Origin of the sequence: Streptomyces kurssanovii, from assembly GCF_040677245.1 — a bacterium.
Classification (GTDB): domain Bacteria; phylum Actinomycetota; class Actinomycetes; order Streptomycetales; family Streptomycetaceae; genus Streptomyces; species Streptomyces kurssanovii.
The window spans coordinates 1-26,989 of the sequence record NZ_JBFAQK010000059.1 but is presented as its reverse complement, the minus strand read 5'-3'; the positions used below and the strand labels follow the sequence as shown (position 1 = coordinate 26,989).

Below are 26,989 nucleotides of genomic sequence, written 5' to 3'. Positions count from 1 at the left end.
TACCTATCAGTGGCCGTCATAAACAGGGGCAAACAGCCGAGCCTCGCACAGCTGCGCGCCTTCGCGGCCGTGGCGGAGCATCTGCACTTCCGGGACGCGGCGGCGGCGATCGGGATGAGTCAGCCCGCGCTGTCCGGCGCCGTCTCGGCGCTCGAGGAGGCACTCGGTGTCCAGCTCCTCGAGCGTACGACGCGCAAGGTGCTCCTCTCCCCGGCCGGGGAGAGGCTCGCGGTCCGGGCAAGGGCCGTCCTGGAAGCCGTCGGCGCCCTCATGGACGAGGCGGAGGCGGTACGGGCGCCGTTCACGGGCGTGCTCCGGCTGGGCGTGATCCCGACGGTCGCGCCGTATCTGCTGCCGACCGTGCTGAAGCTGGTCCACGAGCGGTACCCGGAGCTCGACCTCCAGGTGCATGAGGAGCAGACCTCGTCACTGCTGGAGGGGCTCGGCGCGGGGCGGCTGGACCTGCTGCTGCTGGCCGTGCCGCTCGGTGTGCCCGGTGTCACCGAACTGCCGCTGTTCGACGAGGACTTCGTCCTGGTCACCCCCGAGGACCACTGGCTCGGCGGCCGTCAGGACATCCCGCGCGAGGCGCTGCGCGAGCTGCATCTCCTCCTCCTCGACGAGGGGCACTGCCTGCGGGACCAGGCTCTCGACATCTGCCGCGAGGCGGGCCGCACCGAAGGCGCCCCCGTGACCACGACCGCGGCGGGCCTCGCCACGCTCGTCCAGCTCGTCGCGGGCGGCCTCGGCGTGACACTGCTGCCGCGGACGGCCGTCGATGTGGAGACCGGCCGCGCCGGCCGCCTCCAGACCGGCTGGTTCGCCGACCCGGCGCCGTCGCGCCGGATCGCGCTGGCGATGCGGTCGGGAGCCGCCCGGGGCGGCGAGTTCGAGGAGTTCGCAACGGCGCTGCGAGAGGCGATGGGCGCGCTGCCGGTGCGGGTCGCGCCCTGAGAGGACGGCCCGCGCCGGGCGGGCGTCACTCCGTCCGCAGGCCCCCCGGGCGCATCAGCCGGACCAGCACGGGCAGGCTCAGCAGCGTCACCACGAGGATCAGACCCGCTCCCATGCCGGCCACCGGGAGGAACGATCCCCAGTGCGTGACCGGCTTCCCGATCATCCGCAGCATCGCGGCGCCCAGCCCGATGCCGGCCGCGACCGCCATCGCCGTACCGAGCACCACCAGGACGGCCGTCTGCAGCAGCACCGACCAGGCCAGGGTGGCGCGGCCGGTGCCGAAGGCCACCAGCACCGCCAGCAGCCGCCTGCGCTCCCTGAGCTGTTCGATCTGGGCCACCGCCATCGACGCGGCGATGAGCCCCATCGTCGCGGTGGCGGCGGCGAGCAGCCCGGTCCGGACGCTCTCGTACTGCCGGTCCCGTTCGATCTTGTGAATGGTCCGCACCCGGACCGGGGCGTCGATCCGTGCGGCGGTGTTCCGCACGAACTCCTTCGCGTCCGGCACGCTCTCGTCGATCTGCACCAGCGCCGTGGTCCAGGCGCCGGGGAGAGCGGACACGTCCACGGCCCCCGGTGTCGCGAGGATGCCGGTGTGCTCCTCGCCCACCGGGTCGGGCCGCGCCATGACCGTGGGTGACCGCTCCGGCAGGGTCCACAGCTTCGGCGCGGAGCCGTCGAAGGGGGTGTCGCTGTTGAGGTTCACCTGCTTGCCCTTGCGGGCGGTCCTGTCGATCCAGTCGCCCGGCGGCTCGTCACGGACGCTGTGCACGACGAACGTGTCGCCGTCCGCGCAGGAGCGGATGCGGGCCAGTTCCCGCAGGGTGGGGCAGTCGCCGACCGTCATCAGGGTCGTGGGCCGGATGTCCTCCTCGGCGACGGGCTCCGGGGACACCACGTACGCCTCCACCGTGCCGATCACCCCCCGCACGCCGTCCGTTGCGCGGAACTCCCTGATCATCTCGGCGGCCAGTTCACCGCTCGGGAATTCCGCGGAGACCGTCAGCTGCGCCCGCTCGGAGTCCTCTCCGGTCACGCGGTTGAAGTCGTCGTGCACCGCGGCGAACACCATCTGCAGCGCGATCGCTCCCGCCACCGCGACCGTGATGCCGCCCACCGCCCTGGTCGCGGAGGTGCTGCCCAGCTGGAGCCGGCGCACGGCCAGTTGCCACGCCACGGGGCCGCGGCCGAGCCGCCGGACCACGGCGTCGACGAGCCAGGGCAGCAGTGCGGTCAGCGAGAACAGCACCAGCAGCGTCCCCGCGGCGACGGGCCACGGTTCGACGACGTCCGAGTCCTGGCCGACGGTGCCGGTCGCCAGGAGCACGGCCAGTCCCGCGGGCAGCATCAGCAGCCGCCACCACAGGCGGCCGCGGCGCGGTGCCGACCGCCGTACGACACCCAGCGGTTCGATCGTCACGGCGCGCATCGCCAGCAGTGCCACCACCACCGACACGACCGGCACGGCGAGCAGGATCAGCGCGCCGAGCCAGGGCACCGGTACGACGTCGGAGGGGAAGGCGCTGAGGTCCCACACCCGTACGGAGCCGGCGATCAGCCGCCCTCCGGCGAACGCCCCGGCTCCGACGGCCAGTCCGAGCACGGCGCCGAACAGCGCCTCACCGGCCGCGATCCAGCGGGTCGTCCTGGCGTCCGCCCCCACCAGGCGCAGGGCGGCGAGCCGTCGGTCGCGCTGCTCGCCGCCGAAACGGACCGCGGTCGCGATGAAGACGGTCACCGGTACCAGCAGCACCACGCACGCCAGGACGACGACGACGATGAGCACGGGGGCCATCGGATCGCCGCCGCCCCGGGTGCCGTAGCCGTCGACCCGCACACCGCCGGTGTCGGTGGTCAGGGTGGAACTGCCCGCGTAGAAGCGCAGTTCGCCCGGATCGAGAAGGCCGGCGTCGCCGATGAGGCCCACCGTGCGGTGGTGCAGGCGTTCCTTCAGCAGCCGCCCCTCCGGGGAGGCCAGCAGATCGGCGAGCGCGGGGGAGACGTACATCTCGCCGGCCGCCGGGGCACGGTCGAGGCCCGGCGGCAGCGCCGGATCGGCGCCGTCCGGCCGCAGGATCTCGCCGCCGACGGTCTCCGTGCGGTAGTCGGTGTCGGCCGGCGCCGTCACCAGGCTCGTCGCGGAGACCGGCGCCTGCTCGCCCGGCTCCGGTCCGACGGCGGTCCTGGCGGCGGTACGGCTGTCCCGGGCGTCCATCATCTGCGGTACGGACGCGGCGATGAGCAGCAGCCCGACCCCGAGGCCCACTCCGAGGGCGGTGAGCGCGGTACGGGTCAGGCCCTCACGGCCGCCGGAGACGGCGAACCGGACGCCCATGGCGAGGTCCCGCAACCGCGCTGCGGGCCCGCGGTGCGGACGCCGCGCGGGAGGCGGCAGGTCCGGTGCCGTACGCGAGGGACGCGGCTCGTGCCGTGTCGTGCTCATGCGACCCGCTCGGGGTCGCGCGTCCTGCCGTCCCGCACGATGATCTCCCGGTCCGAGTAGGCGGCGACGCGCGTCTCATGGGTGACCAGTACGACGGCCGTGTTCTGCCGGCGGGCCGTGTCGGTGAGCAGCGACATCACCCGCTCGCCGTTCAGCGTGTCCAGGGCGCCCGTGGGTTCGTCGGCGAAGACGACCTTGGGCGAGGCGACCAGCGCCCGGGCCACGGCGACCCGCTGCCCCTGACCGCCGGAGATGTCGCCGGGCCGCTTGCGCGCGGTGTCCCCGACCTCGAGCCGCTCCAGCCATTCCCGCGCCGTGCGCTCGGCCTCCTTGCGCTTCACCCCGCCGAGCCGCAGCGGCAGCGCCACGTTCTCGACGCAGCTCAACTCCGGGACCAGTTGGCCGAACTGGAACACGAACCCGAAGTCCGAACGGCGCAGCGCGCTGCGTTCCGTGTCCGACAGGCCGGTGATCTCGCGGCCCGCGTAGGTGACGGACCCGGCGTCGGGCCGGACGATGCCGGCAAGGCAGTGCAGCAGGGTCGACTTGCCGGAACCGGACGGTCCCATGACGGCGACGACCTCGCCGGGATGGACGGAGAACGAGGCGTCGTCGAGGGCGGTGGTGGACCCGAAGGTCTTGCGCAGGCCCTCGGCGACGAGCAGGGAACCGGCGGGGATCACGCCCGGACCTCCGAGGCGAGCTGGTCGAGCCGTGCGGCGGTCAGTTCCAGCCAGCGCAGATCGGCTTCCAGGTGGAACAGGGCGTGGTCGCAGATCAGTTGGTGGGCGAGGTCCCCGCCGCGTTTGCGGTCGGTGAGGATCCGCATCAGCCGCAGATGCTCCGCGCGCTGGCCGTCGAGCAGCTCGGCGGCGCTGCGGCCGGTGAGCAGGGCGAGGACGACCTTGGTGTAGAGCGTCGACTGGAGGTACGGCTCCGGCTTCTCGGGCCGGGCGAGCCACCGCTCGACGTCCGTGATCCCCGCATCGGTGATGGCGTAGCGCTTCCGCTCCGGCCCGCCACCGGACTCGACTCCGTCGACCTCGACGAGACCGTTCTTCAGGAGCCGGGACATGGTCGAGTAGACCTGTCCGTAGTGCAGCGGGCGGTCCTGCCCGAACCGCTCGTCGAAGGCCCGCTTCAGGTCGTAGCCGTGGCGGGGGCCGGCCTCGAGAAGGCCGAGGAGTGCGTGACCGATGGACATGAGGGTCACTGTACTGAGGGTGTATACGCGATGTGTATAGCGGGGGCGCCGCTGCGGACGGGGGTCCCGGAACCGGGGGCTCCGGGCGACCCGGACCCGTACGGCGCTCGAGGACACCGCGCGGTACCCGGTCCGGGTGAGGTCCTGTTCCGGAAAGGACGGGGCCGGGAGCGGCCCCGCCGCCCCCGGCCCCGCGCCGTTACGGCATCCCGCCCCCGGCACCCCTGGTGCCGCCGGCGCCCCCGCTCCCGGCGTCCCCGGCCGCCCCCGGCTGCGCCTTGGGCGGCCGGCCGCGCCGGGCGATGGGGGCCGTGGACGAGGGCAGCCGGCCTGCGTCCGCCAGCGCGCGTCGCAGCAGGAACTCGATCTGCGCGTTCGCGCTGCGCAGCTCGTCCCCGGCCCACCTGGCGAGTGCCTCGTACACCGCCGGGTCCAGCCGCAGGAGCACCTGCTTGCGTTCGGAGGGCGGCGGCGTCACTGGTAGAGCGTGCCCGTGTTGAGGACCGGCTGGGCCGCGCGGTCGCCGCACAGCACCACCATCAGGTTGGAGACCATGGCCGCCTTGCGCTCGGAGTCCAGTTCGACGATGCCCTGCTCGGCGATCCGGGCGAGGGCGGCCTCGACCATACCGACCGCGCCGTCGACGATCTGGCGACGGGCGGCCACGACCGCGCCTGCCTGCTGGCGCTGGAGCATCGCGGAGGCGATCTCGGGGGCGTAGGCGAGGTGGGTGAAGCGGGACTCGATGATGTGGACGCCGGCCGCCTCGACGCGTGCGTGCAGTTCCACGGCGAGCTTCTCCGTGATCTCCTCCGCGTTGCCGCGCAGCGACAGGCCCTCCTCGTCGTGGGCGTCGTAGGGGTACTCGATGGCGATGTGGCGGACCGCGGCCTCGGTCTGGGTGGAGACGAACTCGAGGAAGTCGTCGACCTCGAACATGGCCTGGGCGGTGTCCTCGACCTTCCACACGACCACCGCGGCGAGCTCGATGGGGTTGCCGTACGCGTCGTTGACCTTCAGCACGGCCGTCTCGTGGTTGCGCACCCGGGTGGAGATCTTGGTCCGTGCCGTGAGCGGGTTGACCCAGCGCAGTCCGTCCGTGCGGATCGTGCCCCGGTAGCGGCCGAAGAGCTGGACGACGCGTGCCTCACCCGGGGCGACCATGTTCAGCCCGCACATGGCGAGGAAGGCGGCGATGCCGATCACGACGCCGCCGGTGATCAGTACGGCCTTGGTGCCGGCCGAGTCGAACGCGGTGGCGGCGACGACGAGCGCCGCCCCCGCCGCCAGTCCGACGAGGCCGAGCAGCAGTGCCAGGCCGCCTCCGATGCTGTGGGCGGTGAACTCGCGCACCCGCGGCTGGGGCATCTCCGGTACTTCCGGCGCGTCGGGTGCGCCGTTCCTCACGCCGGAGGCCGTGTCGTGGCTGGAGGTGGCAGGCATGGTCGTCCCCGTTTCCGCGCACGGCGCGATGCCGTCCGCCGGTCCGTCGTCGGTCTAGCAAACTGATATCACTTTAACGCATGTCGCAACCCTGGAGCCTTCTCGTGAGTCGGTTCCTTGAGACGGGGTGCTCATTCTCACGTCCGGAAAAGGGGGGATCAGCTCCTCTTTGTCTGGGTGACCGGTGTTAGCTTTCTGAGCTGATTCCGGGCAGACACCGGTGACCAGAACGCCGGACGAGTGAGCCGGCAGGCCGACAGAGCGGGAGCGACGGAGCGATGGGCCGAGCGGAAGCGCGACAGGCCCGGCAGCGCGGTGCGCGCCGGGCGAGAAAATCCAGGCCCTCGGGCATACGCCGCTTCTTCACCTTCAAGAAGATGCTCGGCACGTTCCTCGGCCTGTGCCTGCTGGCCATGGGCGCGTTCTTCGTGGCCTATCTGCTCGTCCCGGTCCCCGAGGCCAACGCAGAGGCCAAGCTGCAGAGCAACGTCTACAAGTACAGCGACGGCAAGCTCCTGGCCCGGGAGGGCAAGGTCAACCGGGAGATCGTCGGCCTGGACAAGATCCCCCAGGACGTCCAGTACGCCTTCGTCGCGGCCGAGAACAAGACCTTCTTCGAGGACTCGGGCGTCGACATCAAGGGCACGCTCCGGGGTCTGAAGAACACCCTCACCGGACAGGGCAAGCAGGGTGGCTCGACGATCACCCAGCAGTACGTCAAGAACTACTACCTGAACCAGGACCAGACGGTCAGCCGCAAGCTCAAAGAGCTGGTGATCTCGCTCAAGGTGGACCGGAAGAGGGAGAAGAGCGAGATCCTCGCCGGTTACCTCAACACCAGCTACTTCGGCCGTGGCGCGTACGGCATCCAGGCGGCTGCCCAGGCGTACTACGGCGTCGACGCCGAGAAGCTGAACGTCGCCCAGGGTGCCTACCTCGCGGCTCTCGTCCAGGCCCCCAGCAGCTACGACTGGGCCGTCGCCTCCGACGAGACCAAGGAGACGGTCACCAACCGCTGGAACTACGTGCTCAACAACATGGTCGAGGAGAGCTGGCTCGACAAGAGCACCCGCGACAGCCTGAAGTTCCCCGCCCCGCAGGCACCGAAGGCGCCGGCCGGCCTCAGCGGGCAGGCCGGCTACATCGTCGAGGCCGCCAAGCAGGAGCTGTCCCGCCAGGGCATCGACAAGGCCGACCTCGACGCCGGCGGCTGGACGATCACCCTCAACATCGACTCCAAGCGCCAGAAGGAGCTGGAGGGCGCGGTCCAGAAGCAGCTCGAGGACGAGCTCGACCGCAAGGGCGACAAGGTCGACGCCACCGTGCAGGCCGGCGCCACCTCCGTCGACCCGAAGACCGGCAAGGTCGTGGCCCTCTACGGCGGTGTGGACGCCACCCAGCACTGGCTGTCGAACGCCACCCGCCGCGACTACCAGCCGGCCTCGACCTTCAAGCCGGTCGTGTTCGCCTCCGCCCTGGAGAACGAGTCCGAGACGCAGGACGGCGACCCGATCGGCCTCAACACGGTCTACGACGGCACCAGCAAGCGCCCGGTCGAGGGCAGCGACACCCCGTTCAGCCCGCAGAACGACCTCGACAAGAGCTACGGCCCCGTCAGCGTCCAGACGTCGCTGAACAGGTCGATCAACTCCGCCTTCGCGCAGATGGCCGTCGACGTCGGCCTGGACAAGGTGAAGGAGACGGCGCTCGAACTGGGCATGCCGGACATCAACTTCCCCGAGCGTCCCTCGATCTCGCTGGGCGTGATGGGCGCCTCCACCTGGGACATGGCGGGTGTCTACGCGACCCTCGACAACCACGGCAAGAAGGTCACCCCGACGATCGTCGGCAAGGCCGAGCACAAGGACCGCGAATTCGAGGTCCAGGACCCGATCGGCAGCCAGGTGATCAGCCGTGAGACGGCCGACACGGTCACCGCGGGACTCACGGGCGTGGTGAAGAACGGCTCGGGCATCGCCGCGAAGTCGAGCTTCTACGAGGCCGCCGGCAAGACGGGCACCTCGGAGAAGAACCGGTCCGCCTGGTTCGCGGGCTACACGCCCGAACTCACCACGGTGGTGGCCCTGTTCGGCGAGTCTCCCAAGGACGGCGGCGGCCAGGTGTCCCTCACGGGCACCGCACAGGCCGGCCGCGCCAACGGCGGTGGCTTCCCCGCCAGGATCTGGGCCGACTACACGCTCGGCGCGCTGAACGGCGGCTCCGACGCCGAGTTCGACCTCGACGTCGCGGAGATCGCGAGCCCGGACCCGACCCCGACGGAGACCGAGACGGAGACCGAGGACCCGACCCCGACGCCCACGGAGACGGAGACGGAGACCGAGGACCCGACTCCGACGCCCACGGACACCGGTTCGGCGGACCCGACGCCGACGGACGAGTTCCCGACGCCCACGACGACGATCACGCCGCCGACGGGGACGTTCACGCCTCCCGTCGAGCCGGGTGACGGCGACCCGGACAAGGACACCGACCGCCGCCCGCCGCAGCCCTGACGGGCCCGGGAACGACGAAGGCGCCCGCACCCCGGTCCTCGGGGTGCGGGCGCCTTCGTATGCCTGTCAGGCCCGTGTGGGCAGCTCGAACCAGACGACCTTGCCGGTGGACAGCCGGGTCGCACCCCAGCGCCTCGCCAGCCGGTTCACCAGGAACAGGCCACGTCCGCCTTCGTCCGTGTCCCGTGCCCGGCGCTGCCGGGGCAGCTGCGGCGAGTCGTCGCCGACCTCGCAGCGCAGCACATCGGTGCGCAACAGCCGCAGGGTCACCGGCCGCTCCGCGTACCGCACGGCATTGGTGACGACCTCGCTGACCAGCAGCTCCACCGAGTCGGACAGCTCCTCGAGGCCCCAGCGGGCCAGTGCGCGCCGGGCGAGGCGGCGGGCCCGCCCCGGGGCCGCGTCCTCCGGCTCGAGGAACCAGTACGCGACGTCGCTCGGCGCGATCCCGTCGAAGCGGGCCGCGAGCAGGGCGATGTCGTCGTCGCGGTCGCCGGGGCCCAGCATGTCGAGCACGTCGTCGCAGAGCGCCTCCAGCGGCGGCGAGTGGTCGGGCCCGGTGAGCTGCGCGGTGTCCGCGAGCCGCTCCCGCAGCTGCTCGATGCCCGTCCACACGTCACGCAGCCGGGACTCGACCAGCCCGTCGGTGTAGAGCAGCAGCGTCGCGCCGGCCGGGGCGTCCAGCTCCACGGCCTCGAAGTCGACCCCGCCGACGCCGATGGGGGCGCCTGGCGGCACACGCAGCACCTCGGCCCGCCCGCCCAGGTGAAGCAGGATGGGCGGCGGGTGCCCGGCGTTGGCGATGGTGATCCGGTGCGAGACCGGGTCGTACACCGCGTAGAGGCAGGTGGCCATGCGGTCGGTGCCGAGGCGCTGGGCCTGCTCGTCCAGGTGGTGCAGGACCTCCTGGGGCGGCAGGTCGAGGCCGGCCAGGGTCTGCGCGGTCGTCCGCAGCTGACCCATGATCGCGGCGGAGGTCATCGAGTGGCCCATGACGTCACCGACGACCAGCGCCACGCGGCTGCCGGGCAGCGGGATGGCGTCGTACCAGTCGCCGCCCACGCGTGCGGTCTCCGCCGCCGGCAGATAGCGGGAGGCGAGCCGTACGCCGGTCGGCTGGGGCAGCGAGTCCGGCAGCATCGTGCGCTGGAGCTCGTCGGCGATGTACGCCTCGCGGCCGTACAGCACCGCCTTGTCGATGCCGAGCGCCGTGTGGGTCGCCAGCTGCGCGGCGACGAGCAGGTCGTTCGGCTCGAAGGCGGGCCGGTCGGGTCGGCGCAGGAAGACGGCGGCGCCGATCACCCGGCGGCGGCCGCGCAGCGGCGCGAGTATCGCGCGGTGGCCGGTCGGTACGGAACGTCCGTCGCCGAGCAGCTCGGGCAGCGCGGCACGGGCCGCGGCCGAGTCGCCGAAGACGGGCCGCACGCCGCGCAGCACCTCGGACAGGGCCCCTCCGGACCGGACCTCACAGAGCTCGGCGGCGGGTGTGGGCTCGCTCCCGGCGTCCAGCAGCGGCATGGCGCCGACGCCGCCCTGATCGGTGTCGTCGGCGCTGGAGCGCAGCCTGTCCGTGCGCCGGAGCCGCAGCACGAACGGGGACACCGGCCGTTCGTCCCCGACCGGCAGCGGGTCGCGGAGATAGACCAGGATCGCGTCGGAGAACGTCGGAACGGTGGCCCGGCACAGACCGAGCACGATCTCGTCCAGGTCGATGCCGCGCGCGATCCGCCGGGTGGCCGCTCCTACGAACCGCAGCCGGTCGCCCTCCCGTCTCGCGGTCCCCGCGATGTCCTGGGCCTGCAGCGGCGCCGTGTGCACCTGCGGCTGAGGCTGGGGCTTGGGCGGCGGCCCGGCGGGCGCGGGTGATGCCCCGGCCGCCTGCGCCCGCGGCCGGGTGCGTTCCTGGGACCGGGCAGCCAGGGGCTGCCGGCCTTCGTGGGAGGTGGGATGCTCCGTCACGCGTGGGATTCCGTCCATCCGGGCCGGTGGTGCGCTGCGATCGCCTCGTGGGGCGGTATACCCGCTCTGGGGGTGACGTCGACAGGGTGGCGGGCTTCCGGCACAGCTCAACCCCCTGTGGTGAGTGACTCGTGCTGCCTCGTGCGAGACGCTCGGTGACTGGACGCTCTGTGACTGGTGAATGACTGAACGGTCGGGCCCTGCGCTCCTGCTCCCTCGTACGGCGCAGCCTTGCGGACGACGATCCTACGTTTGACCCCAGGGGGCGCATCAAGAGTCTCACGAGGTCGTATACGCCGGAGCGCGTTCCCGTCGGGAACCGGCCGGAGCGCCCGGATCAGGCCGCCTGCCGCGCCGGCAGCCGGTCCCAGTCGGCCGGAAGGGCCGGTACACGCCAGGCGGGGTCCGGCCGCCAGCCCTCCCAGCCCTCGGAGAACGGCGCACCCCAGGCGCTGATCACCTCGACCGCCGCGCGGCCCGCTTCCCGTACCCCCCTCGCCGTCCGGGCGTCCATCAGGCCGACCCGCTGCGCCTGTTCGAACTCGTCCTCGTCCCGCCACAGCCAACTCCGGTCGGGATAGACGGAGATGTCGAGGTAGTGGTCCTCCGAGTCGACGCCGCCCGACCAGCGGGTACGGGGTTCCTCGAGGTTGACGTACCAGCTGCGGAACTGCCAGTCGTGCTCCCAGAACAGCCACACCGACCAGGGCAGCCCGGGCTGCGCCAGCTTGAGCACGCCGTTGCCGCTCCAGCGGGTGCGGGCGGTGGTGCGGGGTGCGGTGTAGCGGGTGGCGAGCGGCTCCTCGTGCACCGGGGTGCCGTCCGCGATGACCGGCTTCACGCACTCGGTGCCGGGGGCCATCCAGACGGCGAGCAGCTCGTCGGTGTCCTGGACGACGGTCACGGGCCGGCAGATGTGGAACGCCCGGCCGGCGCGGCCCGGCGCGTGCCCGCGGTAGCGCCACAGGATGTGGTCGCCCGGCTCCCAGCGTGCGGCGCTCTTCGCTTCGGTCCTGTGCGGTTCCGTCCTGCCCGTTCCGTGTGCCGGGCCTCCCGTGCCTGTCATGAGCAGATCTTAGGAGTACGGAACGGGCCACGCTGCGAGGCGTGTCACGGGCCGTGTCACGGCCCGGGCGTCACGGATGGGTCATGCGCAGCACGTCAAGTGCCTCGTCCAGCTGTTCCACGGTCAGGTCTCCCCGTTCCACATAGCCGGACTCGAGCACGACCTCACGGATCGTCCGGCGTTCCGCGAGCGACTTCTTGGCGACCTTCGCCGCCTCCTCGTAGCCGATGTACTTGTTGAGCGGGGTGACGACCGAGGGGGAGGACTCGGCGTACTCGCGGGCCCGTTCCACGTCGGCCGTGATGCCGTCGACAGTGCGGTCCGCCAGCAGGCGCGAGGCGTTGGCCAGAAGTCTGACCGATTCCAGCAGGTTCTTGGCGATCACCGGAAGCATGACGTTGAGCTCGAAGTTGCCGGCGGCGCCGGCCGCCGCGACGGTCGCGTCGTTGCCGGTGACCTGAGCGGCCACCATCAGAACAGCCTCGGGGATCACCGGGTTCACCTTGCCCGGCATGATCGAGGAGCCGGGCTGGAGGTCCGGGAGGGCGATCTCGGCGAGACCGGTGCGCGGCCCCGAGGACATCCAGCGCAGGTCGTTGCAGATCTTGGTGAGCGAGACCGCGACCGTACGGAGCTGTCCCGAGGTCTCCACGAGGCCGTCACGGGCCCCCTGGGCCTCGAAGTGGTCGCGCGCCTCCGTCAGCGGCAGCCCGGTCACGCGGGCCACCTCGGCGATGACGGCGGCGGAGAAGCCGGGCGGGGTGTTGATCCCGGTGCCCACGGCCGTGCCACCCAGGGGCAGTTCCGCGAGACGGGGCAGCGAGGCCTTCAGCCGTTCGATCCCGTACCGGACCTGGGCCGCGTAGCCGCCGAACTCCTGGCCGAGGGTGACGGGCGTCGCGTCCATCAGATGCGTGCGGCCGGCCTTGACGACCGCCGCGAATTCGGTGGCCTTCCGCTCCAGCGAGGCGGCGAGATGGTCCAGGGCGGGGATCAGGTCCCGGGTGACGGCCGCGGTCGCCGCGATGTGGATGGAGGAGGGGAAGACGTCGTTGGACGACTGGGACGCGTTCACATGGTCGTTGGGATGCACGTCGCGGCCGAGACGCTCGGTGGCGAGGGTGGCGAGGACCTCGTTGGTGTTCATGTTGGAGGAGGTGCCGGAGCCGGTCTGGAAGACGTCGACCGGGAAGTGCTCGTCCCAGCGGCCTTCCGCGACCTCCGCCGCGGCGGCGGCGATCGCCTCCGCGATGTCCGTGTCCAGCACGCCGAGTTGGGCGTTGACCTGGGCTGCGGCGGCCTTGATACGGGCCAGCGCCTCGATGTGCGAACGCTCCAGACGCTGACCGGAGACGGGGAAGTTCTCCACGGCCCGCTGGGTCTGCGCCCGCCACTTGGCGTGGACGGGGACCCGCACCTCACCCATCGAATCGTGCTCGGTCCGGTACTCGTCGGCGTCGCTCATCGTGTCGTACCTCCTGAAAAAGTTGAGCACTTGTCTTGTTCTGCCTATTCCCAACTGCGCTACCCGCCAGTAAATACCCCGGGTAACCACAACCCGGGGAGGCGCAATGAAAGGCACCGTTCCCAGACTTCGACTCCGTCGCACCGTGGCGGCCGCCGCCGCACTCGTCACCGTTCTGAGCGGCCTGGCCGTAGCCGCTCCCGCGGCGGCGGAGCCCGTCGGCTCCGCGACCGTACCCCTGCCGCCCGAACTCGAGGCCGTCCGGGCCGCCGAGGCGACCGCGCTCTACGGCAGCCCCGCGGAGCGTCCGCTCGCCGAACGCAGGACCGCGCTCGTCTCGCTCGGCGACAGCGAGATATCCGGCGAGGGCGTCGGCACCTACGAACCCGGCACCAACGGGCCCGACAACTGGTGCCACCGCTCGCCCGACGCCGCCATCCACCGCACCGGAATCCCCGCGGACGTCACGTACAACGTCTCCTGCTCCGGTGCGTCCACCCCCAACATCCGCATCGGCGGCAGCAAGCAGCACGCCGACGAACTGGTCCAGAGTGACAACCTGGCGGTCAAGGCCCGCAACACGCGCGTCAAGATGGTGTTACTGGTCGCCGGCGCCAACGACGACCTCCAGTTCGGCCCGGTCATGACCGACTGCGTCACCCGCTACGTCCTGATCCAGGGGCCGTGCGAGCCCAAGTACGCCCCCGGCTGGCAGGCCCGCGTCGACGGCCTCGTCCCCAAGGTCGAGCAGACCGTGCGCGACCTGCGCACCGTGATGCGCGACGCCGGGTACCAGGACCGCGACTACAAGCTGGTCGTCATGGGCTACCCGAGCCCGATCGGCCCCGACTTCCGCGACAACCCCGACTTCCCGGGCAAACTGGTCTGCGGTGGGATGGGCTACGACTCCGACACCGTCTGGGGCCGCAACACCGCCGTCCCCGCCTTCGAACGCGGAATGCGCGACGCCGCGCGCGCCACCGGGGCCGTGTACCTGGACAACTCGCGTCTCTTCCACGGCCACGAGGTCTGTTACCAGGACCCCTGGGCCCGCGGTCTCTACATCGACCTCGGCCACTTCCCGCCGGACGCGAACTCGGTACGCCAGTCCTTCCATCCCAACATCCGCGGCCACGCGGCGTTCGCCTCGTGCCTGACGCAGCTCTACAACTCCTCGGTGCGCGAGGCGAGCTGCGCGGACGTCAACTCCACGGGGAAGCCGGTCCTGTTCCCGTACGCCTGGGACGACGCCTACAAGCCGCTGCGCAACGAGGCGACCGGCGACTGCCTGGACGTCGACGGTGCCGACAGCGCGAACGGTACGGGCGTGCTCGGCTGGGACTGTCACGGCGGGCGCAACCAGGGCTGGTGGTACGACCCCGCGCGGGGGACCGTCCACACGGAACTGTCCCAGGACCGCTGCCTGGACGTGCCCGGCGGCGACTACCGGGCGGGCGTCTCCCTCGCCGTCTGGGACTGCCACGGCGGTGCCAACCAGAAGTTCGTCCGCACCGGGGCGACGATCCGGCCGGCGTCCGCGACCGGGGTCTGCCTGACCCAGGGTGCGGCGCACGAGCCGGTCCGGCTCCGTGCGTGCGACGGCTCGGCGAACCAGCGCTTCGCCTGACGGCGGGGACCGGCACCGCGTGCGGGGCTACGCCTCGGGCGGGGTGCCGGTCTTTCCGGCGTCCGGGCTCACGTAGGAGCCCTTGCCCGGCACGGTGAAGATCAGGCCGCGCTCGCGGAGTTCGCGCATGGCGCGGCGGGCCGTCATCTGTGCGATGCCGTGCTCGTCGGCGAGACGGGCGGGGGTGGGGATCATGCGGTCCGGCGCATACTCCCCGGTGGCGATCTTCGCGGCGATGACGTCCGCCAGTTGCATGTACAGCGGGCGTCCCGACTCCGGATCAAGGCTCATGGTGCAACGCTAGATAGTCATACTAAGGCACGTATGGGTGGCTCTAGCTACATCATGATGCATCACGGTGCATCACGGCCTAGGGTGCTGATGCAAGCGAAGACCCCGGCGACCGTGCGACCGGTCCCGGGGCATGGCCACCAACTTCAAGGGAGTTGATGACGTGCGGAACCCTATCGCGCGTGCACTGGGCCGGGTCCTGATTCCCGTCCTCCTCCAGATGCTGATGCTCGCGCTGCCCGCCACCGGCAGGCACCGGTGCGGGCCGTCCCGGCGGATCCGGCCGGTACCGCGACCCCGACCGCCCCGGATCCCCGCCCGGCGATCCGCCTACGCCCGCGAACAGGCCACCCTCCTCGACGGCGCCGGGTCACCCCTCGTTCGCCCCTACCTCGCGGATCACTCCTGCGCGGCTGCCCAGCGCAGGCGACGGCGGGCGCTGTGGCCGGCCACGGTCGGGGTCGACGTCGACCACCGGAACATCCATGCCGTCGGGGCCGCGCGATGAGCCGCGGAGTGTCGGGGCGCTGCGGGGCCCGGCGGTCCGTGTTCGCCGTCGTCGCCGTGGTCCGGCCGGTGTGTGCGGGGTCGGTGTGCGTCTTGGCGTCCGGGCACGAGGGGCCGCATCACGACAGGGCGGGGGACGCCTGGTGGGTGACACCCGAGATCGCCGACGCGGTGAGCGTGTCCCTGCTCGCCCGCGCGCTGGCGGACGCGTTCACCCTGCGGCCCGGGGAGGAGCGGTGACCGGCGAGGGGACACCCGAGCCCGCGTTCCGGTCTCCGCGGTGCATCGTGGGCCGTCACGACCGCTGCCGCGACCACGTGGCCTGCGACAGCGGTGTCCCCGGCGTACGGCACCTGCTGTGCGACTGCCCGTGCCACACGACCGCCCTGGTCCCACCGGACACGTGTCTCGAGTCTCCGACGCCGCCATGACGTGATGACGACCTCTGCCCGCTGCCCTTGCGCCGACGCCGTGCCGCACGGCACGGTCGACCGTTCCGGGCCGGGCCGAATCCTTTCGGTGGACTCGCGCCTCCTATACATGTGCCGGTGGACGCCGGGACGGGATCGGGAGGTCTTCATGATCGTAGGTATCGCCATCGCCGCGGGAGCCGTGCTGCTCTGCACGTGCAGCTATTTCGTCATGCGTAAGCGAAGGCAAGCCCGTGGGTGACACGTCCTGGCCCGCTGATCATCTGATCGTCGCCGCGCAGCGCGGCGACATCGATGCGATCACCGCGCTGGTGTCGGGTTCGCATCCGAACGTGCGGCGATTCGCCCGCTCGCTCTGCGCCACTCCTGAGGATGCCGAGGACGCGGCGCAGGAAGCCCTGATCATCCTCTACCGCAAGATCGGGATGCTGCGGGCGTCCGGCGCACTGGCGTCGTGGATGTTCCGCATCGTCCGCAACGAGTGCCTGCGGCGCGCGCGGACGATGCGGGCCGACGCGCCGCTGCCGGACGCCGCCGTGCGCTCGGCCGAGGACGTGGCTCTGCAGCGCATCGAGGCGGGCGAGGTGGCGGCCGCCGTCGCCGCTCTGCCGGCCGAGCAGCGCCGCGTACTGATCATGCGGGACATCCAGGGCTACAGCGGACGCATGGTCGCCGAGGCGCTCGGCCTCAGTACCGCCGCGATGAAATCGCGCCTGCACCGCGCCCGCACCGCGGTCCAGCGGTCCCTCCGTGCCACATCCGAACCCGCGTCTGGAGACGCCCATGACGACAGCCAAGGCCGACGGTCCTGACTTCGCGAGTTCGTCCCTGACCCGACACCTGGTCCGGGGGGTGATCGGCTTCGGCAGTCTGATCGGCTCGGTCGCGTTCCTCCCGGTCACCGGTCCGGTCAGCCTGCTGCTCCTGCCGGTCGGCGTGCTGGCACTGCGCGGCTGCCCGATGTGCTGGGCCATCGGCCTGATGCAGACCGTCTCGCGGGGCCGCCTGCGGCGCACCTGCGAGGACGGCGCGTGCAGGCTGACCGTCGCGGACCGGGTCCACGAGGAACGGCCGACCTCCTCGGTCCCGACGTAGCGGGCAGGCGCCGCTACCCGACGGCTCGGCCCCTCCCGCAGCTTGCGGGAGGGGCCGAGCCGTCGGGTGCGGGGCTACGCGAGGCCCGGGCCGCGCACCGGGATGGACGTGAACGTCGGCGCGGGCGCCGGGTCCTGGAAGAAGTCGTTGCCCTTGTCGTCCACGACGATGAACGCCGGGAAGTCCTCGACCTCGATCTTCCAGACCGCCTCCATGCCGAGCTCCTCGTACTCGACGACCTCGACCTTCTTGATGCAGTCCTGCGCGAGCCGCGCCGCCGGGCCGCCGATGGAGCCGAGGTAGAAACCGCCGTGCGTGCCGCACGCGTCCGTGACCTGCTGGGAGCGGTTGCCCTTGGCCAGCATGATCTTGGAGCCGCCGGCGGCCTGGAACTGCTCGACGTAGGAGTCCATCCGGCCGGCCGTCGTCGGTCCGAAGGAGCCGGAGGCGTAGCCCTCCGGGGTCTTCGCGGGACCCGCGTAGTAGACCGGGTGGTCCTTCAGGTACTGCGGCATCTCCTCACCCGCGTCGAGGCGCTCCTTGATCTTCGCGTGCGCGATGTCGCGGGCGACGACCAGCGGGCCGGTCAGCGAAAGGCGGGTCTTGACCGGGTACTTGGAGAGCTCGGCCAGCATCTCGTCCATCGGCCGGTTGAGGTCGATCCTCACGACGTCACCGGCCTCGTCCAGGTGCTCGTCCGTCGTGTCCGGCAGGAACCGCGCCGGGTCGGTCTCCAACTGCTCCAGGAAGACGCCCTCGGCCGTGATCTTGGCGACGGCCTGGCGGTCGGCGGAGCAGGAGACGGCGATGGCGACGGGCAGCGAGGCGCCGTGGCGCGGCAGGCGCACCACGCGCACGTCGTGGCAGAAGTACTTGCCGCCGAACTGGGCGCCGATGCCGATCTTCTGGGTGAGTTCGAAGACCTTCTTCTCCAGCTCCTCGTCGCGGAAGCCGTGGCCGAGCTCCGACCCCTCGGACGGCAGTTCGTCCAGGTAGTGCGCGGAGGCGTACTTCGCGGTCTTCAGCGCGAACTCGGCGCTGGTGCCGCCGACGACGATCGCCAGGTGGTACGGCGGGCAGGCGGCCGTGCCGAGCGAGCGGATCTTCTCCTCCAGGAACTTCATCATGGAGGCCTCGTTGAGGACCGCCTTCGTCTCCTGGTAGAGGAAGGACTTGTTGGCGCTGCCGCCGCCCTTGGCCATGAAGAGGAACTTGTAGGCGCCGCCGTCGGTCGCGTACAGCTCGATCTGGGCCGGGAGGTTGGAGCCGGTGTTCTTCTCCTCCCACATGGTGACCGGGGCCATCTGCGAGTACCGGAGGTTCAGCTCGGTGTACGCGTCGTAGATACCGCGCGACAGGGCTTCCTCGTCGCCGCCCTCGGTGAGCACGTTCTGGCCGCGCTTGCCCATGACGATCGCGGTGCCGGTGTCCTGGCACATCGGGAGCACGCCGGCGGCGGCGATGTTCGCGTTCTTCAGCAGGTCGAGCGCGACGAACTTGTCGTTCGACGACGCCTCCGGGTCGTCGATGATCCGCCGCAGCTGCGCGAGGTGGGCCGGGCGCAGGAAGTGCTGGATGTCGTGGATCGCCTCGGAGGCCAGCTTGCGCAGGGCCTCCGGCTCGACCTTGAGGAACGTACGGCCGTCGGCCTCGAAGGTGGAGACACCCTCGGCCGTCACCAGGCGGTACGGCGTGGTGTCCTCGCCGAGCGGCAGCAGATCCGTATACGCGAACTCCGGCATTTCGCCCATTCCTCACTTCGCAGACAGCAGCGTGCCTTCGTTGGCAGCGCCATCCAATGTAAGACGCCCGCGCGGACCCGATCCTGTGAGGTAAGGCTCACTGGCCGGGATCATGGCCGGGACCGGGGCCGCGCGGGCGAGGCAAGCGATGTCGCTACCGGGTGACGGTCGCCGTCAGCCGGTACGGGTTGTCGAGGAGCGGGGACGTGCGCCGGGACTCCACGACCAGTTCCCAGACGCCCGCTGCCGGGGCCTTGTACGTGCGGGTGGACGGGTCACAGCCGTTTCCGTCGAGGTACCCCGAGTAGCAGGACAGGGAGCCGGGTGCGGCGGACTCGCCGCTGACGCCGGTCGGCCGGAACGCCCACCAGCGGGTCTGGCTGCCGTCGGCGAGGCCGTCCAGCTTCACCGTCAGCGCCGTGGTGCCCGCCGGTACGGCGACGGTGTAGTGGACCGTGCCGTTGCGCTCGGCGACGCCGGTCACCTCGTACGTGCTGCCCTCCGCCAGCGGCGTCGCCGCCTCGACGGCCAGCATCGCTGCCTGTTCGACCGCCTCGGTCGCCGGGTTGTCGATGGTCAGGACCGCGCTGTGGACACCCTGCGTGGCCGGCTCGGCGGTGACCCCGACCACGGTCGGCTCGTCGAGGCCGAGGAGGACCGTGCGCGGAGTGGAGAAGGTGCCGTCGTTCCCGGTCAGGGAGAGCAGGTACGGAATCTTCCGGTCAGGTCCGGAGGTCCGGCGGACGGTCACGTCGTAGGTGCGGGACTCGCCGATGCCCTGGCCGCCGCTGCCCGGGGCGCAGCTGTTGAACACGCCGCTGCCGGTGTGCGGGGTGAGCAGCCTGCCGGAGAGCGGAGTGCACACGGGTGCGACGACGCTCACCGCCTCGACCGCGGTGTCCCCACCGGAGAGGAACTTCCACGCGCCCGGGACGTCGAGGCCGCCGCGGCCCTGGGCGACGGCGGGAACCTCGTCGTTGTAACGGGCCGACGAGTAGAGAGCGCTGCGGAGCTCGGCCGGGGTGGCGCTGACGTCACGCTGCTTCGCGGCCGACAGCAGCAGGGCCGCCGCGCCGGCGGCCTGCGGGGACGCCATCGAGGTCCCGTTCATCATCGAGTAGCCGACGGGCAGGGTGTAGCCGGTCTCGGGGACGGACGAGTTGGGCAGCCAGTCGGGGACGGTGGACACGGCCGCGCCGGGAGCGGTCAGGTCGGGCTTGAAGCCGCCGTCCTCACGCGGTCCGCGCGACGAGAACGGGAAGACGCCCAGCTCGTCACGCACCTGCGATCCGTAGTTCGCCCACCACGTCGCCCGGGAGACGGACGCGCCGACGCTGACGACCTTGTCGGCGGCCGTCGGATCGCCGACCGTGTTCGCACCGGCACCCGAGTTGCCGGCGGAGATGAAGAGCTGGACCCCGGACTCGTCGATCAGCCGGTTGTAGACGAGGGCGCGGGCGCTCTGCCCGTCGTTGAACTCGGGCGAGGAGCCGATGGACATGTTGATCACGTCGACACCGTGCTTCGTGGCGAGATCGATCATGCCGTCGGTCAGCGCGGCGCTGGAGCACCCGAAGGAGTGGCAGGCACGCATCGAGACCAGCTTGGCACCGGGCGCCTGGCCGTCCGCCCGGCCGCCGAACATGCCGTTGGCCGCCGTGATGCCCGCGACATGGGTGCCGTGCGCCTCGGTGATGACGTTCACGTTGACGCTGACCGTGCCGGGGAAGAAGTCGTTCCTGACCTGGACGGTGAACGGTATCCGCTCGTTGACCGGCGTCGACGGGTCATCGGTCCCGAAGTGGGCGATCTGCTGCTTGTCCTTGTACGGACGCAGCAGTTCCTCGTCGGTGAAGTCGTGGTCGAGGTCGGTGTCGACCCACACCGCGGAGTCCGACTCGCGGACCAGCGTCGGTACGACGGTGGCTCCCTGGGGCAGCTGGATCGGACGCAGGCCGATGCGCAGGTCGGCCGAGTCCGGCGCCTTCCACGTCTCGCCGCGGACCTGGTCGGTGAAGACCGGCCCGGACACCTTGGCCGTCGCCGACAGGTTCTGCCAGGTCGCGTCGAAGAGCAGGTCGATCAAGTTCCGCGGATCGGTCCCGGCGACCGTGTCGAGCAGTTTGCGCTCCCCGGTGGTGGTGGTCGCGAGCGCCGAATGGGTCGGATCGACTCCGGTGTCCATGATGCCGATGGTGATGCCGCGGCCGTCGTAGGAGGGGTTGCCCTCCTTGAACTGAACAGAGCCGGTCTCCCGGGTGGGCATGTAGGCGTTGCTGTCGGGGGTCCTCGCGGAGGGCGCCTCCGGCCCCTGCCCGCCCGCGGCGGTCACGGCGTCCGACCCGTCCGGGCGGACCTCGTCGATCCTCAGCAGCTCGTCCACGTCGACGGCGACGACGTCCTCGATCGCGGCGACCCGGTCCACCATGCCGAACGGCACGTTGGCCTTGATGTAGCCGACGGCCGACTCGGTACGGGCGCTCTCGATCCCGAGGGCCGCGAGCGCTCGCTCCGCCTCGGCGGTCCGGCCGTCCCGGACGGCGATCAGCAGCGTCGCGAAGTCCGGGACCGCCCGGTCGGCGTTCTTCATGGTGGTGCGGGCGAGGTGCTGCTTGCGGTAGGTCGCGAGGAGCGCGCGGTCGTGGCTGCCGAGCTTGTCGGCGGACTGCGTCGCGGCGGCGGACACGTCGGGCTCGGCGGCGGCAGGGGTCGCCTGGGCGGGCAGAGCGGTCAGGGCGAGGCTCCCGGCGGCGAGCAGCGCCGTCGCGATCGCGACGGCGCTGCGCCCGGCTCTGTGGTTCGTGGCGGTGGAGCGGGGACGGGACATGGGCATCCTTCAGCACTCGAGGGCTGTGAACGGCCGTCACACTGGCAGGTGGTGATGGCCTTTCATCAGCCCTCGCGGCTGTCGCGTTGGCGTCCTGTCGCAAATGCGACAGCCCGTCCGGCGTCGTCCCCACCGCCTCGTCGGGCCGGGTCGCGCGCCGTCGCGCGCCCCTCTCCGGCGTCCCGGGCCTACGGCTCGATCCACCCCAGACGTGCGGCTTGCCAGCCCAGTTGGAGGCGTGTCTGCACCCCCGCCAGAGCGATGAGGCGCTGCACGCGCCGCTGCACGGTGCGCATGCTCACGCCCCACTGCGAGGCGATGGCCTGGTCGGTGCAGCCCGTCAGCAGCAGCGACAGCAGTCGACGGTCGGACGCCGACAGCGGCCCTTCCGGCACGGCTGCCAGGGCCGCGGGCACCGGCAGGGCCGTCGCCCAGATGCGGTCGAAGAGCCAGTTGAGGGCCTCCAGGATGATGCCGGTGCGCACCACGAGCCCGACCGGCGCCCCCGGCGCCTGCCGCCGAGGGAGCGCCAGGGCGATCCGCCGGTCGGCGATGACCAGCTTCAGGGGGACCTCCGGCGTGACGCGCATCTCCTCACCCAGGGCGGCCCACTCCTCCAGCAGCAACGGGTTGTCCGCGCTGTCGAGTTCGAGCGTGGCCCGCTCGTACGCCGCCCGGTAACGCACCCCGGCCCGCAGCGCGTCCCGTTGCCCGGTGTTGTCCGAGGCGGTCACCACCACGGCCGGGCCGGCGACCAGGCTGGACACCTCCTTGGCGCCGCGCTGGATCTGGCGGTAGCGGTCCGCTATGGCGGCGGCACCTTCCAGGGCCTCGACCGGCTCGGCCCCCGAGCCGCCCTGTCCGTATGCGCGGTGCTCGGCGGCGAGGCGTTCGACGGCGAGCTGCACCCGGCGCACCTCGTCCATACGTTGAAGCACCATCAGGTTCAACGTGACGTCGGGCGGCGCCGCGTGGTAGCCGGCGGGCCGGCCCGGGCGCCGGGTCACCAGCCCCTCCGCCTCCAGCCGGGCGAGTGCCGGGACCACCTGCTCGGCGGTGATCCCGGTGCGGGCCGCCACCGCCGTCGCGTCGGCTGCCGGAGCTCTGAGCAGGCAGACGTAGACCTGCTCCTGCACGGCGTCGAGTCCCAGACTTTCGAGCATCGCCCCGCCTCCTCGTGACCCGCCCTGCCCGGTGCTCACAGCGAGCGGGCCCGACGGCTCGCCCCTCGCACGCCGGCATCCGGCCATCCTGTGTACGCCGGGCTCCGTCCGGGACACTGCCAGAGGCGGATCCGGCGGAAACTCCGGTACGCGCGGCGGGTTCCCGCCAGGCCGGTTTCCGCCAGACCTCCGGCGTCGGCTCGCGTCCGGGCGAGTGGCTGCTTCGGGCGGAACGGCGTGGGCCACTAGTCGCGATCTATCGCGTTTCGCTAGGCTGGTGCCGTGGACCTCGACAAGCATGATTCAGCGGCCTCCGGCCGCGGGGAGCCCAAGAAGCCGGCCGCCCCGCCGGACCCGGGCGGCGCCATCCGTGCCTCCGACGCCGACCGCGACCGGATCGCGGACATCCTCCGCGACGCCCTGGCCGAGGGCCGGCTGGACGCCGAGGAGCATTCGGAGCGCATCGACGCGGTCTACCGCGCCAAGACCGTGGGCGAGCTGGAACCGATCGTGCGGGACCTGCCCGCCTCCGGCCGGCGGACCGACTCCGCCGCCGTTCGCGACTACGACGACTCGGCGGACCCGGGCGGCCCGGCGGAGAACCTCGTCGCCGTCTTCTCCAGCTCGACCCGCAAGGGCCGTTGGCGGGTGGGCCGCAGGACGAACGCGTTCTCGCTCTTCGGCAACATCGAGATCGACCTCACCGAGGCGCTCTACGGGCAGCGGCTCTCCGTGATCAACGCGACCTCCATCTTCGGCAATGTCGAGGTGCGCGTCCCCGAGAACATCTCCCTGCGCGGCAGCGGGACCGGCATCTTCGGGAACTTCGAGGTCGTGACGCTGGAGGCCGCCGATCCCGAGGCGCCGGTGGTCGTCGTCAACGGCTACACGGTTTTCGGCAATGTCGAGGCGAAGCCGAAGCGCGGCCGGCGGATCTCCGATCTCCACGACCGGCTCCGCAAGCACCTGCACTGACGGGTCCGCGGGTGAGGGCCGGACGCGGGCGGGCGCGGGCGGGCGCGGCCGGGCCCAAGGGGCGCTTTCGCGCCGCACGCGCCGATCCGTAATTCCGTACGTCGGAACTCAGTGCCACTCAGTGCATAGGCGTGCGCACAGCGGGTAGGGACTGCTGCATCGTCTCTCGCTCGCGAATCCCGTCGTCAGGAGTAGACCGTGCTGCAACTGCCGCATCAGTCCCTGCAGGTGGCCGCCGTGCCGCACCAGCGCATTCCTGCCCGGGAGGACCAGGCAGGTCCCTGGCACGCGGAGGCGGTGTGCCGCCGGGACGAGGCGGGACTGTTCTTCGCGCCCTCCAAGGAGCCGACGGCCGAGCGGCTGTCCCGTGAGGAGGCGGCGAAGAGGGTCTGCGCCCGCTGCCCGGTGATGGTGGAGTGCCGGGAGCACGCACTGCTCCAGCCCGAGCCGTACGGCGTGTGGGGCGGTCTCACCGCGGCGGAGCGCCGCGTGGTGCTGGCCCGCCGCAGGCGCCGCGACGTCGAGGTGAAGAAGTCGGCCTCAGCGGCCTGACTCCGGACAACGGCACGGAAACGGGGCGCCCTCGCACATAGGGCGCCCCTTCCGTTTGCCTGCTCCGCACTCCGGCCGGCGCCGCCGGCCCGAGGGCTACTGCGCTCGGTCGAAGTCGATCTGGCTGTACGCCCGGAGCTTCGACAGCCGGTGGGTGGAGTCGATCTGCCGGATGGTGCCCGACTTGGAACGCATCACCAGGGACTGGGTGATCGCGGTCTCCGCGCGGTAGCGGACGCCGCGCAGCAGCTCGCCGTCCGTGATGCCGGTGGCGACGAAGAAGACGTTCTCCCCGGAGACCAGGTCGTTCGTGCTCAGGACGCGGTCAAGGTCGTGGCCCGCGTCGATCGCGCGCTGCCGCTCGGCGTCGTCCTTGGGCCACAGCTTGCCCTGGATCACGCCGCCCAGGCACTTGATGGCACACGCCGAGATGATGCCCTCGGGCGTACCGCCGATGCCCAGCAGCAGGTCGACGCCGGTGCCTTCCTTGACGGCCATGATCGAACCGGCGACGTCGCCGTCCGAGATGAACTTGATCCGCGCGCCGGTCTCGCGGATCTCCTTGACGATCCCCTCGTGGCGGGGGCGGTCGAGGATGACGACCGTGACGTCCTCGGGCGAGGAGTGCTTCGCCTTGGCGACCCGCCGGATGTTGACGGACACGGGGGCGTTGATGTCGACGTAGTCGGCGGCCTCGGGGCCGGTGACCAGTTTGTCCATGTAGAAGACGGCGGACGGGTCGAACATGGTGCCGCGGTCGGCGGCGGCGAGGACGGCGATGGCGTTGGGCATGCCCTTGGCCGTCAGCGTGGTGCCGTCGATCGGGTCGACGGCGATGTCGCACTCGGCGCCGGTCCCGTCACCGATCCGCTCGCCGTTGAACAGCATCGGGGCCTCGTCCTTCTCGCCTTCTCCGATGACGACGACGCCGTTCATCGAGACGGTGGAGACGAGGGTCCGCATGGCCTTGACCGCGGCGCCGTCGGCGCCGTTCTTCTCACCACGCCCGACCCAGCGGCCGGCGGCCATGGCGGCGGCCTCGGTGACCCGGACGAGCTCCAGGGCGAGGTTGCGGTCGGGGGCCTCGGGAGAGACCTCGAGCTGGGACGGCAGATGATTCTCGGTCATCGGAGCGCACCTTTCTGTACGACGACGGCCGTAAATAAAGAGGGTGGGGCGACTCTATCGGTACGTCGACATATTGAGCAGAGGGGGCCACGGATGAGCAGACCTGTCGGATGCGAACATGGTGGACGTGGCAGGTATGCGAGGCAAGCAGACGATCCGGGGCATGTTCCAGTCCATGGCGGTGATCGGCGTCGTCGTGGCGGGCATCTACATGCTCGTTCCGCACGACGAGAACGCCGACCCGATCAGGACGGTCGACTACCGCGTCGAACTGGTGACGGCGCAGCGCGCCGCCCCGTACCCGGTGGCGGCGCCCGACGGGCTGGACAAGGGGTGGCGGGCCACCTCGGTGACGTTCGAGCGGGACAAGGCCCACGCCTGGCACCTCGGCTTCCTCGACCCCCAGGACCAGTACGTGGCGGTGGAGCAGTCCACGGCCCGGCCGGCCGACAAGTACATCCGCGAGGTCACCCACGAGGCCGTCAGGACGGAGCGGACCCAGCAGGTGGCCGGACGGGCCTGGCAGTTCTGGGACGGCCCGAAGTACGACGCCCTGGTGCTGACGGACAACCGCGCGACGACGGTGGTCACCGGCACGGCGGGGCCGGAGCGTCTCGCCGAGATGGCGGCGTCGCTCAAGGCCGCCGAGCCGGCCGGCACGGCGTCGCCCACCCCGTCGGCGAAGCCCTCCGCCGGCTCCTGACCCCTGGGAACCCGCGCTGCGGGTGCCCGTCCCGTACGGCGAAGGCCGCCGCACCCGTGTGGGTGCGGCGGCCTTCGTGTGCTGTGCGGGCCCGTAGGGGGCGGCGCGTCGCTCAGACGGTGGTGACGACGTCCTCGTACGACAGACGCGGGGAGCGCGGGAACCAGGCGTCGTCACCCGGCTTGCCGATGTTCACGACCATCAGCGGGGTGTGGTCGTCGTCCAGGAACTCCTTCTGGATGCCGGCGGCGTCGTAGCCCGTCATCGGGCCGGCGGCCAGGCCGGCGGCGCGCACGCCCACGATGAAGTACGCGGCCTGGAGGGCGGCGTTCAGGCCGGCGGCCTGCTCGCGGACCGGGCGCTCGCTGAAGAACATGTCCTTGGCCTGCGGGAAGTGCGGCAGCAGGGACGGCAGTTCCTCGTGGAACTCGTTGTCGGCCGCCAGGATCGCGACCAGCGGGGCGGAAGCGGTCTTCGCCTGGTTGCCCTCGGCCATGTGGCCGACGAGGCGCTCGCGGGCCTCGGCGGAGCGGACCAGCACCACGCGCAGCGGGCTCTGGTTGAAGGCGGTCGGGCCGAACTTGACCAGGTCGTAGATCGCCTGGACCTGCTCCTCGGTCACCGGCTCGTCGGTGAACGTGTTGGCGGTACGGGCCTCACGGAAGAGGAGGTCCTGGGCGACGGGGTCAAGAACGAGGGACATGGGGCGTACCTTCCGCGTGCGTGAAAAAGCCTTACGGAGGCTGCCAACCCGGTCGCGTTGAATTAAATTTCAACTACATGCCCAATGTGTCCGTCCTCACACCGGCCCTTCGCGCCGCGTCCGCCTCCCTGGCCCTGGGCCCGCGTCCACCCGCCTACCCAGTGGGCGCGCCCACTGGGTAGGCGGGTGGACGCG

General features: G+C 71.4%; 24 protein-coding genes. 10 read left to right on the top strand and 14 right to left on the bottom strand.

Features of this window, described 5'->3' with window-relative positions; translation table 11 throughout:
* Positions 1–9: 9 nt before the first annotated feature.
* Positions 10–954: a LysR substrate-binding domain-containing protein gene (locus tag AB0K36_RS28810; RefSeq protein WP_364599907.1), complete on the top strand. Its 945-nt coding sequence runs from the start codon at positions 10–12 to the stop codon at positions 952–954.
* 25 nt (positions 955–979) lie between these two features.
* Here the strand turns inward: AB0K36_RS28810 and AB0K36_RS28805 are convergent, their stop codons facing one another.
* From AB0K36_RS28805 to AB0K36_RS28785, 5 genes are all read right to left on the bottom strand, one after another.
* On the bottom strand, positions 980–3,400 hold the full coding sequence (locus AB0K36_RS28805) for an FtsX-like permease family protein (protein WP_364599905.1): 2,421 nt from the start codon (positions 3,398–3,400) through the stop codon (positions 980–982).
* Positions 3,397–4,083 (bottom strand): ABC transporter ATP-binding protein, encoded by a 687-nt coding sequence (locus tag AB0K36_RS28800; protein ID WP_364599903.1) that lies wholly within the window; start codon positions 4,081–4,083, stop codon positions 3,397–3,399. Before AB0K36_RS28800 ends, AB0K36_RS28805 begins: the two co-directional genes overlap by 4 nt.
* Positions 4,080–4,604: a PadR family transcriptional regulator gene (locus tag AB0K36_RS28795; protein WP_364599902.1), complete on the bottom strand. Its 525-nt coding sequence runs from the start codon at positions 4,602–4,604 to the stop codon at positions 4,080–4,082. The genes AB0K36_RS28800 and AB0K36_RS28795 overlap by 4 nt, the downstream gene beginning before the upstream one ends.
* A 199-nt stretch (positions 4,605–4,803) precedes the next feature.
* Positions 4,804–5,133 (bottom strand): type II toxin-antitoxin system antitoxin, encoded by a 330-nt coding sequence (locus tag AB0K36_RS28790; RefSeq protein ID WP_435877952.1) that lies wholly within the window; start codon positions 5,131–5,133, stop codon positions 4,804–4,806.
* Positions 5,079–6,047: an SPFH domain-containing protein gene (locus AB0K36_RS28785; protein WP_435877951.1), complete on the bottom strand. Its 969-nt coding sequence runs from the start codon at positions 6,045–6,047 to the stop codon at positions 5,079–5,081. Before AB0K36_RS28785 ends, AB0K36_RS28790 begins: the two co-directional genes overlap by 55 nt.
* 278 nt (positions 6,048–6,325) lie before the next feature.
* Between AB0K36_RS28785 and AB0K36_RS28780 the strand changes: the two genes are divergently transcribed.
* Complete coding sequence (locus AB0K36_RS28780; protein WP_364599900.1) at positions 6,326–8,560, top strand: transglycosylase domain-containing protein; 2,235 nt, start codon at positions 6,326–6,328, stop codon at positions 8,558–8,560.
* A 66-nt stretch (positions 8,561–8,626) separates the two neighbouring features.
* On the opposite strand, the gene AB0K36_RS28775 is transcribed toward AB0K36_RS28780, so the two are convergent.
* The 3 genes from AB0K36_RS28775 to AB0K36_RS28765 form a co-directional block, all read right to left on the bottom strand.
* Positions 8,627–10,519: a SpoIIE family protein phosphatase gene (locus tag AB0K36_RS28775; protein WP_159687830.1), complete on the bottom strand. Its 1,893-nt coding sequence runs from the start codon at positions 10,517–10,519 to the stop codon at positions 8,627–8,629.
* A gap of 337 nt (positions 10,520–10,856) precedes the next feature.
* Positions 10,857–11,585 carry a cytidylyl-2-hydroxypropylphosphonate hydrolase gene (gene fomD, locus AB0K36_RS28770; RefSeq protein ID WP_364599898.1) on the bottom strand — a complete coding sequence of 243 codons (729 nt, stop codon included), beginning with the start codon at positions 11,583–11,585 and terminating at the stop codon, positions 10,857–10,859.
* Positions 11,586–11,655: 70 nt separating this feature from the next.
* A complete protein-coding gene (locus AB0K36_RS28765; RefSeq protein ID WP_364599896.1) occupies positions 11,656–13,050 on the bottom strand; it encodes a class II fumarate hydratase in 1,395 nt (464 codons plus the stop codon).
* Between the two features lie 106 nt (positions 13,051–13,156).
* Here AB0K36_RS28765 and AB0K36_RS28760 point away from each other — a divergent pair, with 106 nt between their 5' ends.
* Positions 13,157–14,677: a ricin-type beta-trefoil lectin domain protein gene (locus AB0K36_RS28760; protein WP_364599894.1), complete on the top strand. Its 1,521-nt coding sequence runs from the start codon at positions 13,157–13,159 to the stop codon at positions 14,675–14,677.
* A 27-nt stretch (positions 14,678–14,704) separates the two neighbouring features.
* Here AB0K36_RS28760 and AB0K36_RS28755 read toward each other — a convergent pair whose 3' ends face one another.
* Positions 14,705–14,968: a GntR family transcriptional regulator gene (locus AB0K36_RS28755; RefSeq protein ID WP_364599892.1), complete on the bottom strand. Its 264-nt coding sequence runs from the start codon at positions 14,966–14,968 to the stop codon at positions 14,705–14,707.
* Positions 14,969–15,131: 163 nt separating this feature from the next.
* Here AB0K36_RS28755 and AB0K36_RS28750 point away from each other — a divergent pair, with 163 nt between their 5' ends.
* The 4 genes from AB0K36_RS28750 (at position 15,132) to AB0K36_RS28735 (ending at position 17,001) form a co-directional block, all read left to right on the top strand.
* On the top strand, positions 15,132–15,476 hold the full coding sequence (locus AB0K36_RS28750; RefSeq protein WP_364599890.1) for a hypothetical protein: 345 nt from the start codon (positions 15,132–15,134) through the stop codon (positions 15,474–15,476).
* A gap of 92 nt (positions 15,477–15,568) precedes the next feature.
* Positions 15,569–15,715 (top strand): hypothetical protein, encoded by a 147-nt coding sequence (locus AB0K36_RS28745; RefSeq protein ID WP_364599889.1) that lies wholly within the window; start codon positions 15,569–15,571, stop codon positions 15,713–15,715.
* A gap of 424 nt (positions 15,716–16,139) precedes the next feature.
* Positions 16,140–16,718 carry an RNA polymerase sigma factor gene (locus AB0K36_RS28740; protein ID WP_364599887.1) on the top strand — a complete coding sequence of 193 codons (579 nt, stop codon included), beginning with the start codon at positions 16,140–16,142 and terminating at the stop codon, positions 16,716–16,718.
* The gene (locus AB0K36_RS28735) at positions 16,690–17,001 is read left to right on the top strand and encodes a hypothetical protein (protein WP_364599885.1); all 312 of its coding nucleotides are present in this window, start codon (positions 16,690–16,692) and stop codon (positions 16,999–17,001) included. The genes AB0K36_RS28740 and AB0K36_RS28735 overlap by 29 nt, the downstream gene beginning before the upstream one ends.
* Positions 17,002–17,075: 74 nt before the next feature.
* Here the strand turns inward: AB0K36_RS28735 and AB0K36_RS28730 are convergent, their stop codons facing one another.
* The 3 genes from AB0K36_RS28730 to AB0K36_RS28720 form a co-directional block, all read right to left on the bottom strand.
* Positions 17,076–18,752, bottom strand: a complete 1,677-nt coding sequence (locus AB0K36_RS28730) for a fumarate hydratase (RefSeq protein ID WP_364599883.1) — start codon at positions 18,750–18,752, stop codon at positions 17,076–17,078.
* A 145-nt stretch (positions 18,753–18,897) separates the two neighbouring features.
* Entirely contained in the window at positions 18,898–21,570 is a 2,673-nt protein-coding gene (locus tag AB0K36_RS28725) for a S8 family serine peptidase (protein ID WP_364599881.1), read from the bottom strand.
* 188 nt (positions 21,571–21,758) lie between these two features.
* Positions 21,759–22,733 (bottom strand): helix-turn-helix domain-containing protein, encoded by a 975-nt coding sequence (locus AB0K36_RS28720; protein ID WP_364599879.1) that lies wholly within the window; start codon positions 22,731–22,733, stop codon positions 21,759–21,761.
* Positions 22,734–23,015: 282 nt separating this feature from the next.
* Here AB0K36_RS28720 and AB0K36_RS28715 point away from each other — a divergent pair, with 282 nt between their 5' ends.
* Both AB0K36_RS28715 and AB0K36_RS28710 read left to right on the top strand, forming a co-directional pair.
* Positions 23,016–23,708: a DUF1707 SHOCT-like domain-containing protein gene (locus AB0K36_RS28715; protein WP_364599877.1), complete on the top strand. Its 693-nt coding sequence runs from the start codon at positions 23,016–23,018 to the stop codon at positions 23,706–23,708.
* Positions 23,709–23,906: 198 nt separating this feature from the next.
* Complete coding sequence (locus AB0K36_RS28710) at positions 23,907–24,260, top strand: WhiB family transcriptional regulator (RefSeq protein WP_159687804.1); 354 nt, start codon at positions 23,907–23,909, stop codon at positions 24,258–24,260.
* Between the two features lie 96 nt (positions 24,261–24,356).
* Here AB0K36_RS28710 and glpX read toward each other — a convergent pair whose 3' ends face one another.
* A complete protein-coding gene (glpX, locus tag AB0K36_RS28705; RefSeq protein WP_364599875.1) occupies positions 24,357–25,388 on the bottom strand; it encodes a class II fructose-bisphosphatase in 1,032 nt (343 codons plus the stop codon).
* A gap of 136 nt (positions 25,389–25,524) precedes the next feature.
* Between glpX and AB0K36_RS28700 the strand changes: the two genes are divergently transcribed.
* The gene (locus AB0K36_RS28700; RefSeq protein WP_364599933.1) at positions 25,525–26,091 is read left to right on the top strand and encodes a DUF4245 domain-containing protein; all 567 of its coding nucleotides are present in this window, start codon (positions 25,525–25,527) and stop codon (positions 26,089–26,091) included.
* Positions 26,092–26,203: 112 nt separating this feature from the next.
* Here the strand turns inward: AB0K36_RS28700 and AB0K36_RS28695 are convergent, their stop codons facing one another.
* Positions 26,204–26,794: a malonic semialdehyde reductase gene (locus AB0K36_RS28695; RefSeq protein ID WP_005312557.1), complete on the bottom strand. Its 591-nt coding sequence runs from the start codon at positions 26,792–26,794 to the stop codon at positions 26,204–26,206.
* Between the last annotated feature and the right edge of the window lie 195 nt (positions 26,795–26,989).

Bases quoted from the DNA above. Each gene is read 5' to 3' on its own strand.
- AB0K36_RS28805 (WP_364599905.1), bottom strand. From the start codon at position 3,400: ATGAGCACGACACGGCACGAGCCGCGTCCCTCGCGTACGGCACCGGAC.
- AB0K36_RS28795 (WP_364599902.1), bottom strand. From the start codon at position 4,604: ATGTCCATCGGTCACGCACTCCTCGGCCTTCTCGAGGCCGGCCCCCGC.
- AB0K36_RS28785 (WP_435877951.1), bottom strand. From the start codon at position 6,047: ATGCCTGCCACCTCCAGCCACGACACGGCCTCCGGCGTGAGGAACGGC.
- AB0K36_RS28780 (WP_364599900.1), top strand. From the start codon at position 6,326: ATGGGCCGAGCGGAAGCGCGACAGGCCCGGCAGCGCGGTGCGCGCCGG.
- fomD (WP_364599898.1), bottom strand. From the start codon at position 11,585: ATGACAGGCACGGGAGGCCCGGCACACGGAACGGGCAGGACGGAACCG.
- AB0K36_RS28765 (WP_364599896.1), bottom strand. From the start codon at position 13,050: ATGAGCGACGCCGACGAGTACCGGACCGAGCACGATTCGATGGGTGAG.
- AB0K36_RS28760 (WP_364599894.1), top strand. From the start codon at position 13,157: ATGAAAGGCACCGTTCCCAGACTTCGACTCCGTCGCACCGTGGCGGCC.
- AB0K36_RS28755 (WP_364599892.1), bottom strand. From the start codon at position 14,968: ATGAGCCTTGATCCGGAGTCGGGACGCCCGCTGTACATGCAACTGGCG.
- AB0K36_RS28735 (WP_364599885.1), top strand. From the start codon at position 16,690: ATGACGACAGCCAAGGCCGACGGTCCTGACTTCGCGAGTTCGTCCCTG.
- AB0K36_RS28730 (WP_364599883.1), bottom strand. From the start codon at position 18,752: ATGGGCGAAATGCCGGAGTTCGCGTATACGGATCTGCTGCCGCTCGGC.
- AB0K36_RS28725 (WP_364599881.1), bottom strand. From the start codon at position 21,570: ATGTCCCGTCCCCGCTCCACCGCCACGAACCACAGAGCCGGGCGCAGC.
- AB0K36_RS28720 (WP_364599879.1), bottom strand. From the start codon at position 22,733: ATGCTCGAAAGTCTGGGACTCGACGCCGTGCAGGAGCAGGTCTACGTC.
- glpX (WP_364599875.1), bottom strand. From the start codon at position 25,388: ATGACCGAGAATCATCTGCCGTCCCAGCTCGAGGTCTCTCCCGAGGCC.
- AB0K36_RS28700 (WP_364599933.1), top strand. From the start codon at position 25,525: ATGCGAGGCAAGCAGACGATCCGGGGCATGTTCCAGTCCATGGCGGTG.
- AB0K36_RS28695 (WP_005312557.1), bottom strand. From the start codon at position 26,794: ATGTCCCTCGTTCTTGACCCCGTCGCCCAGGACCTCCTCTTCCGTGAG.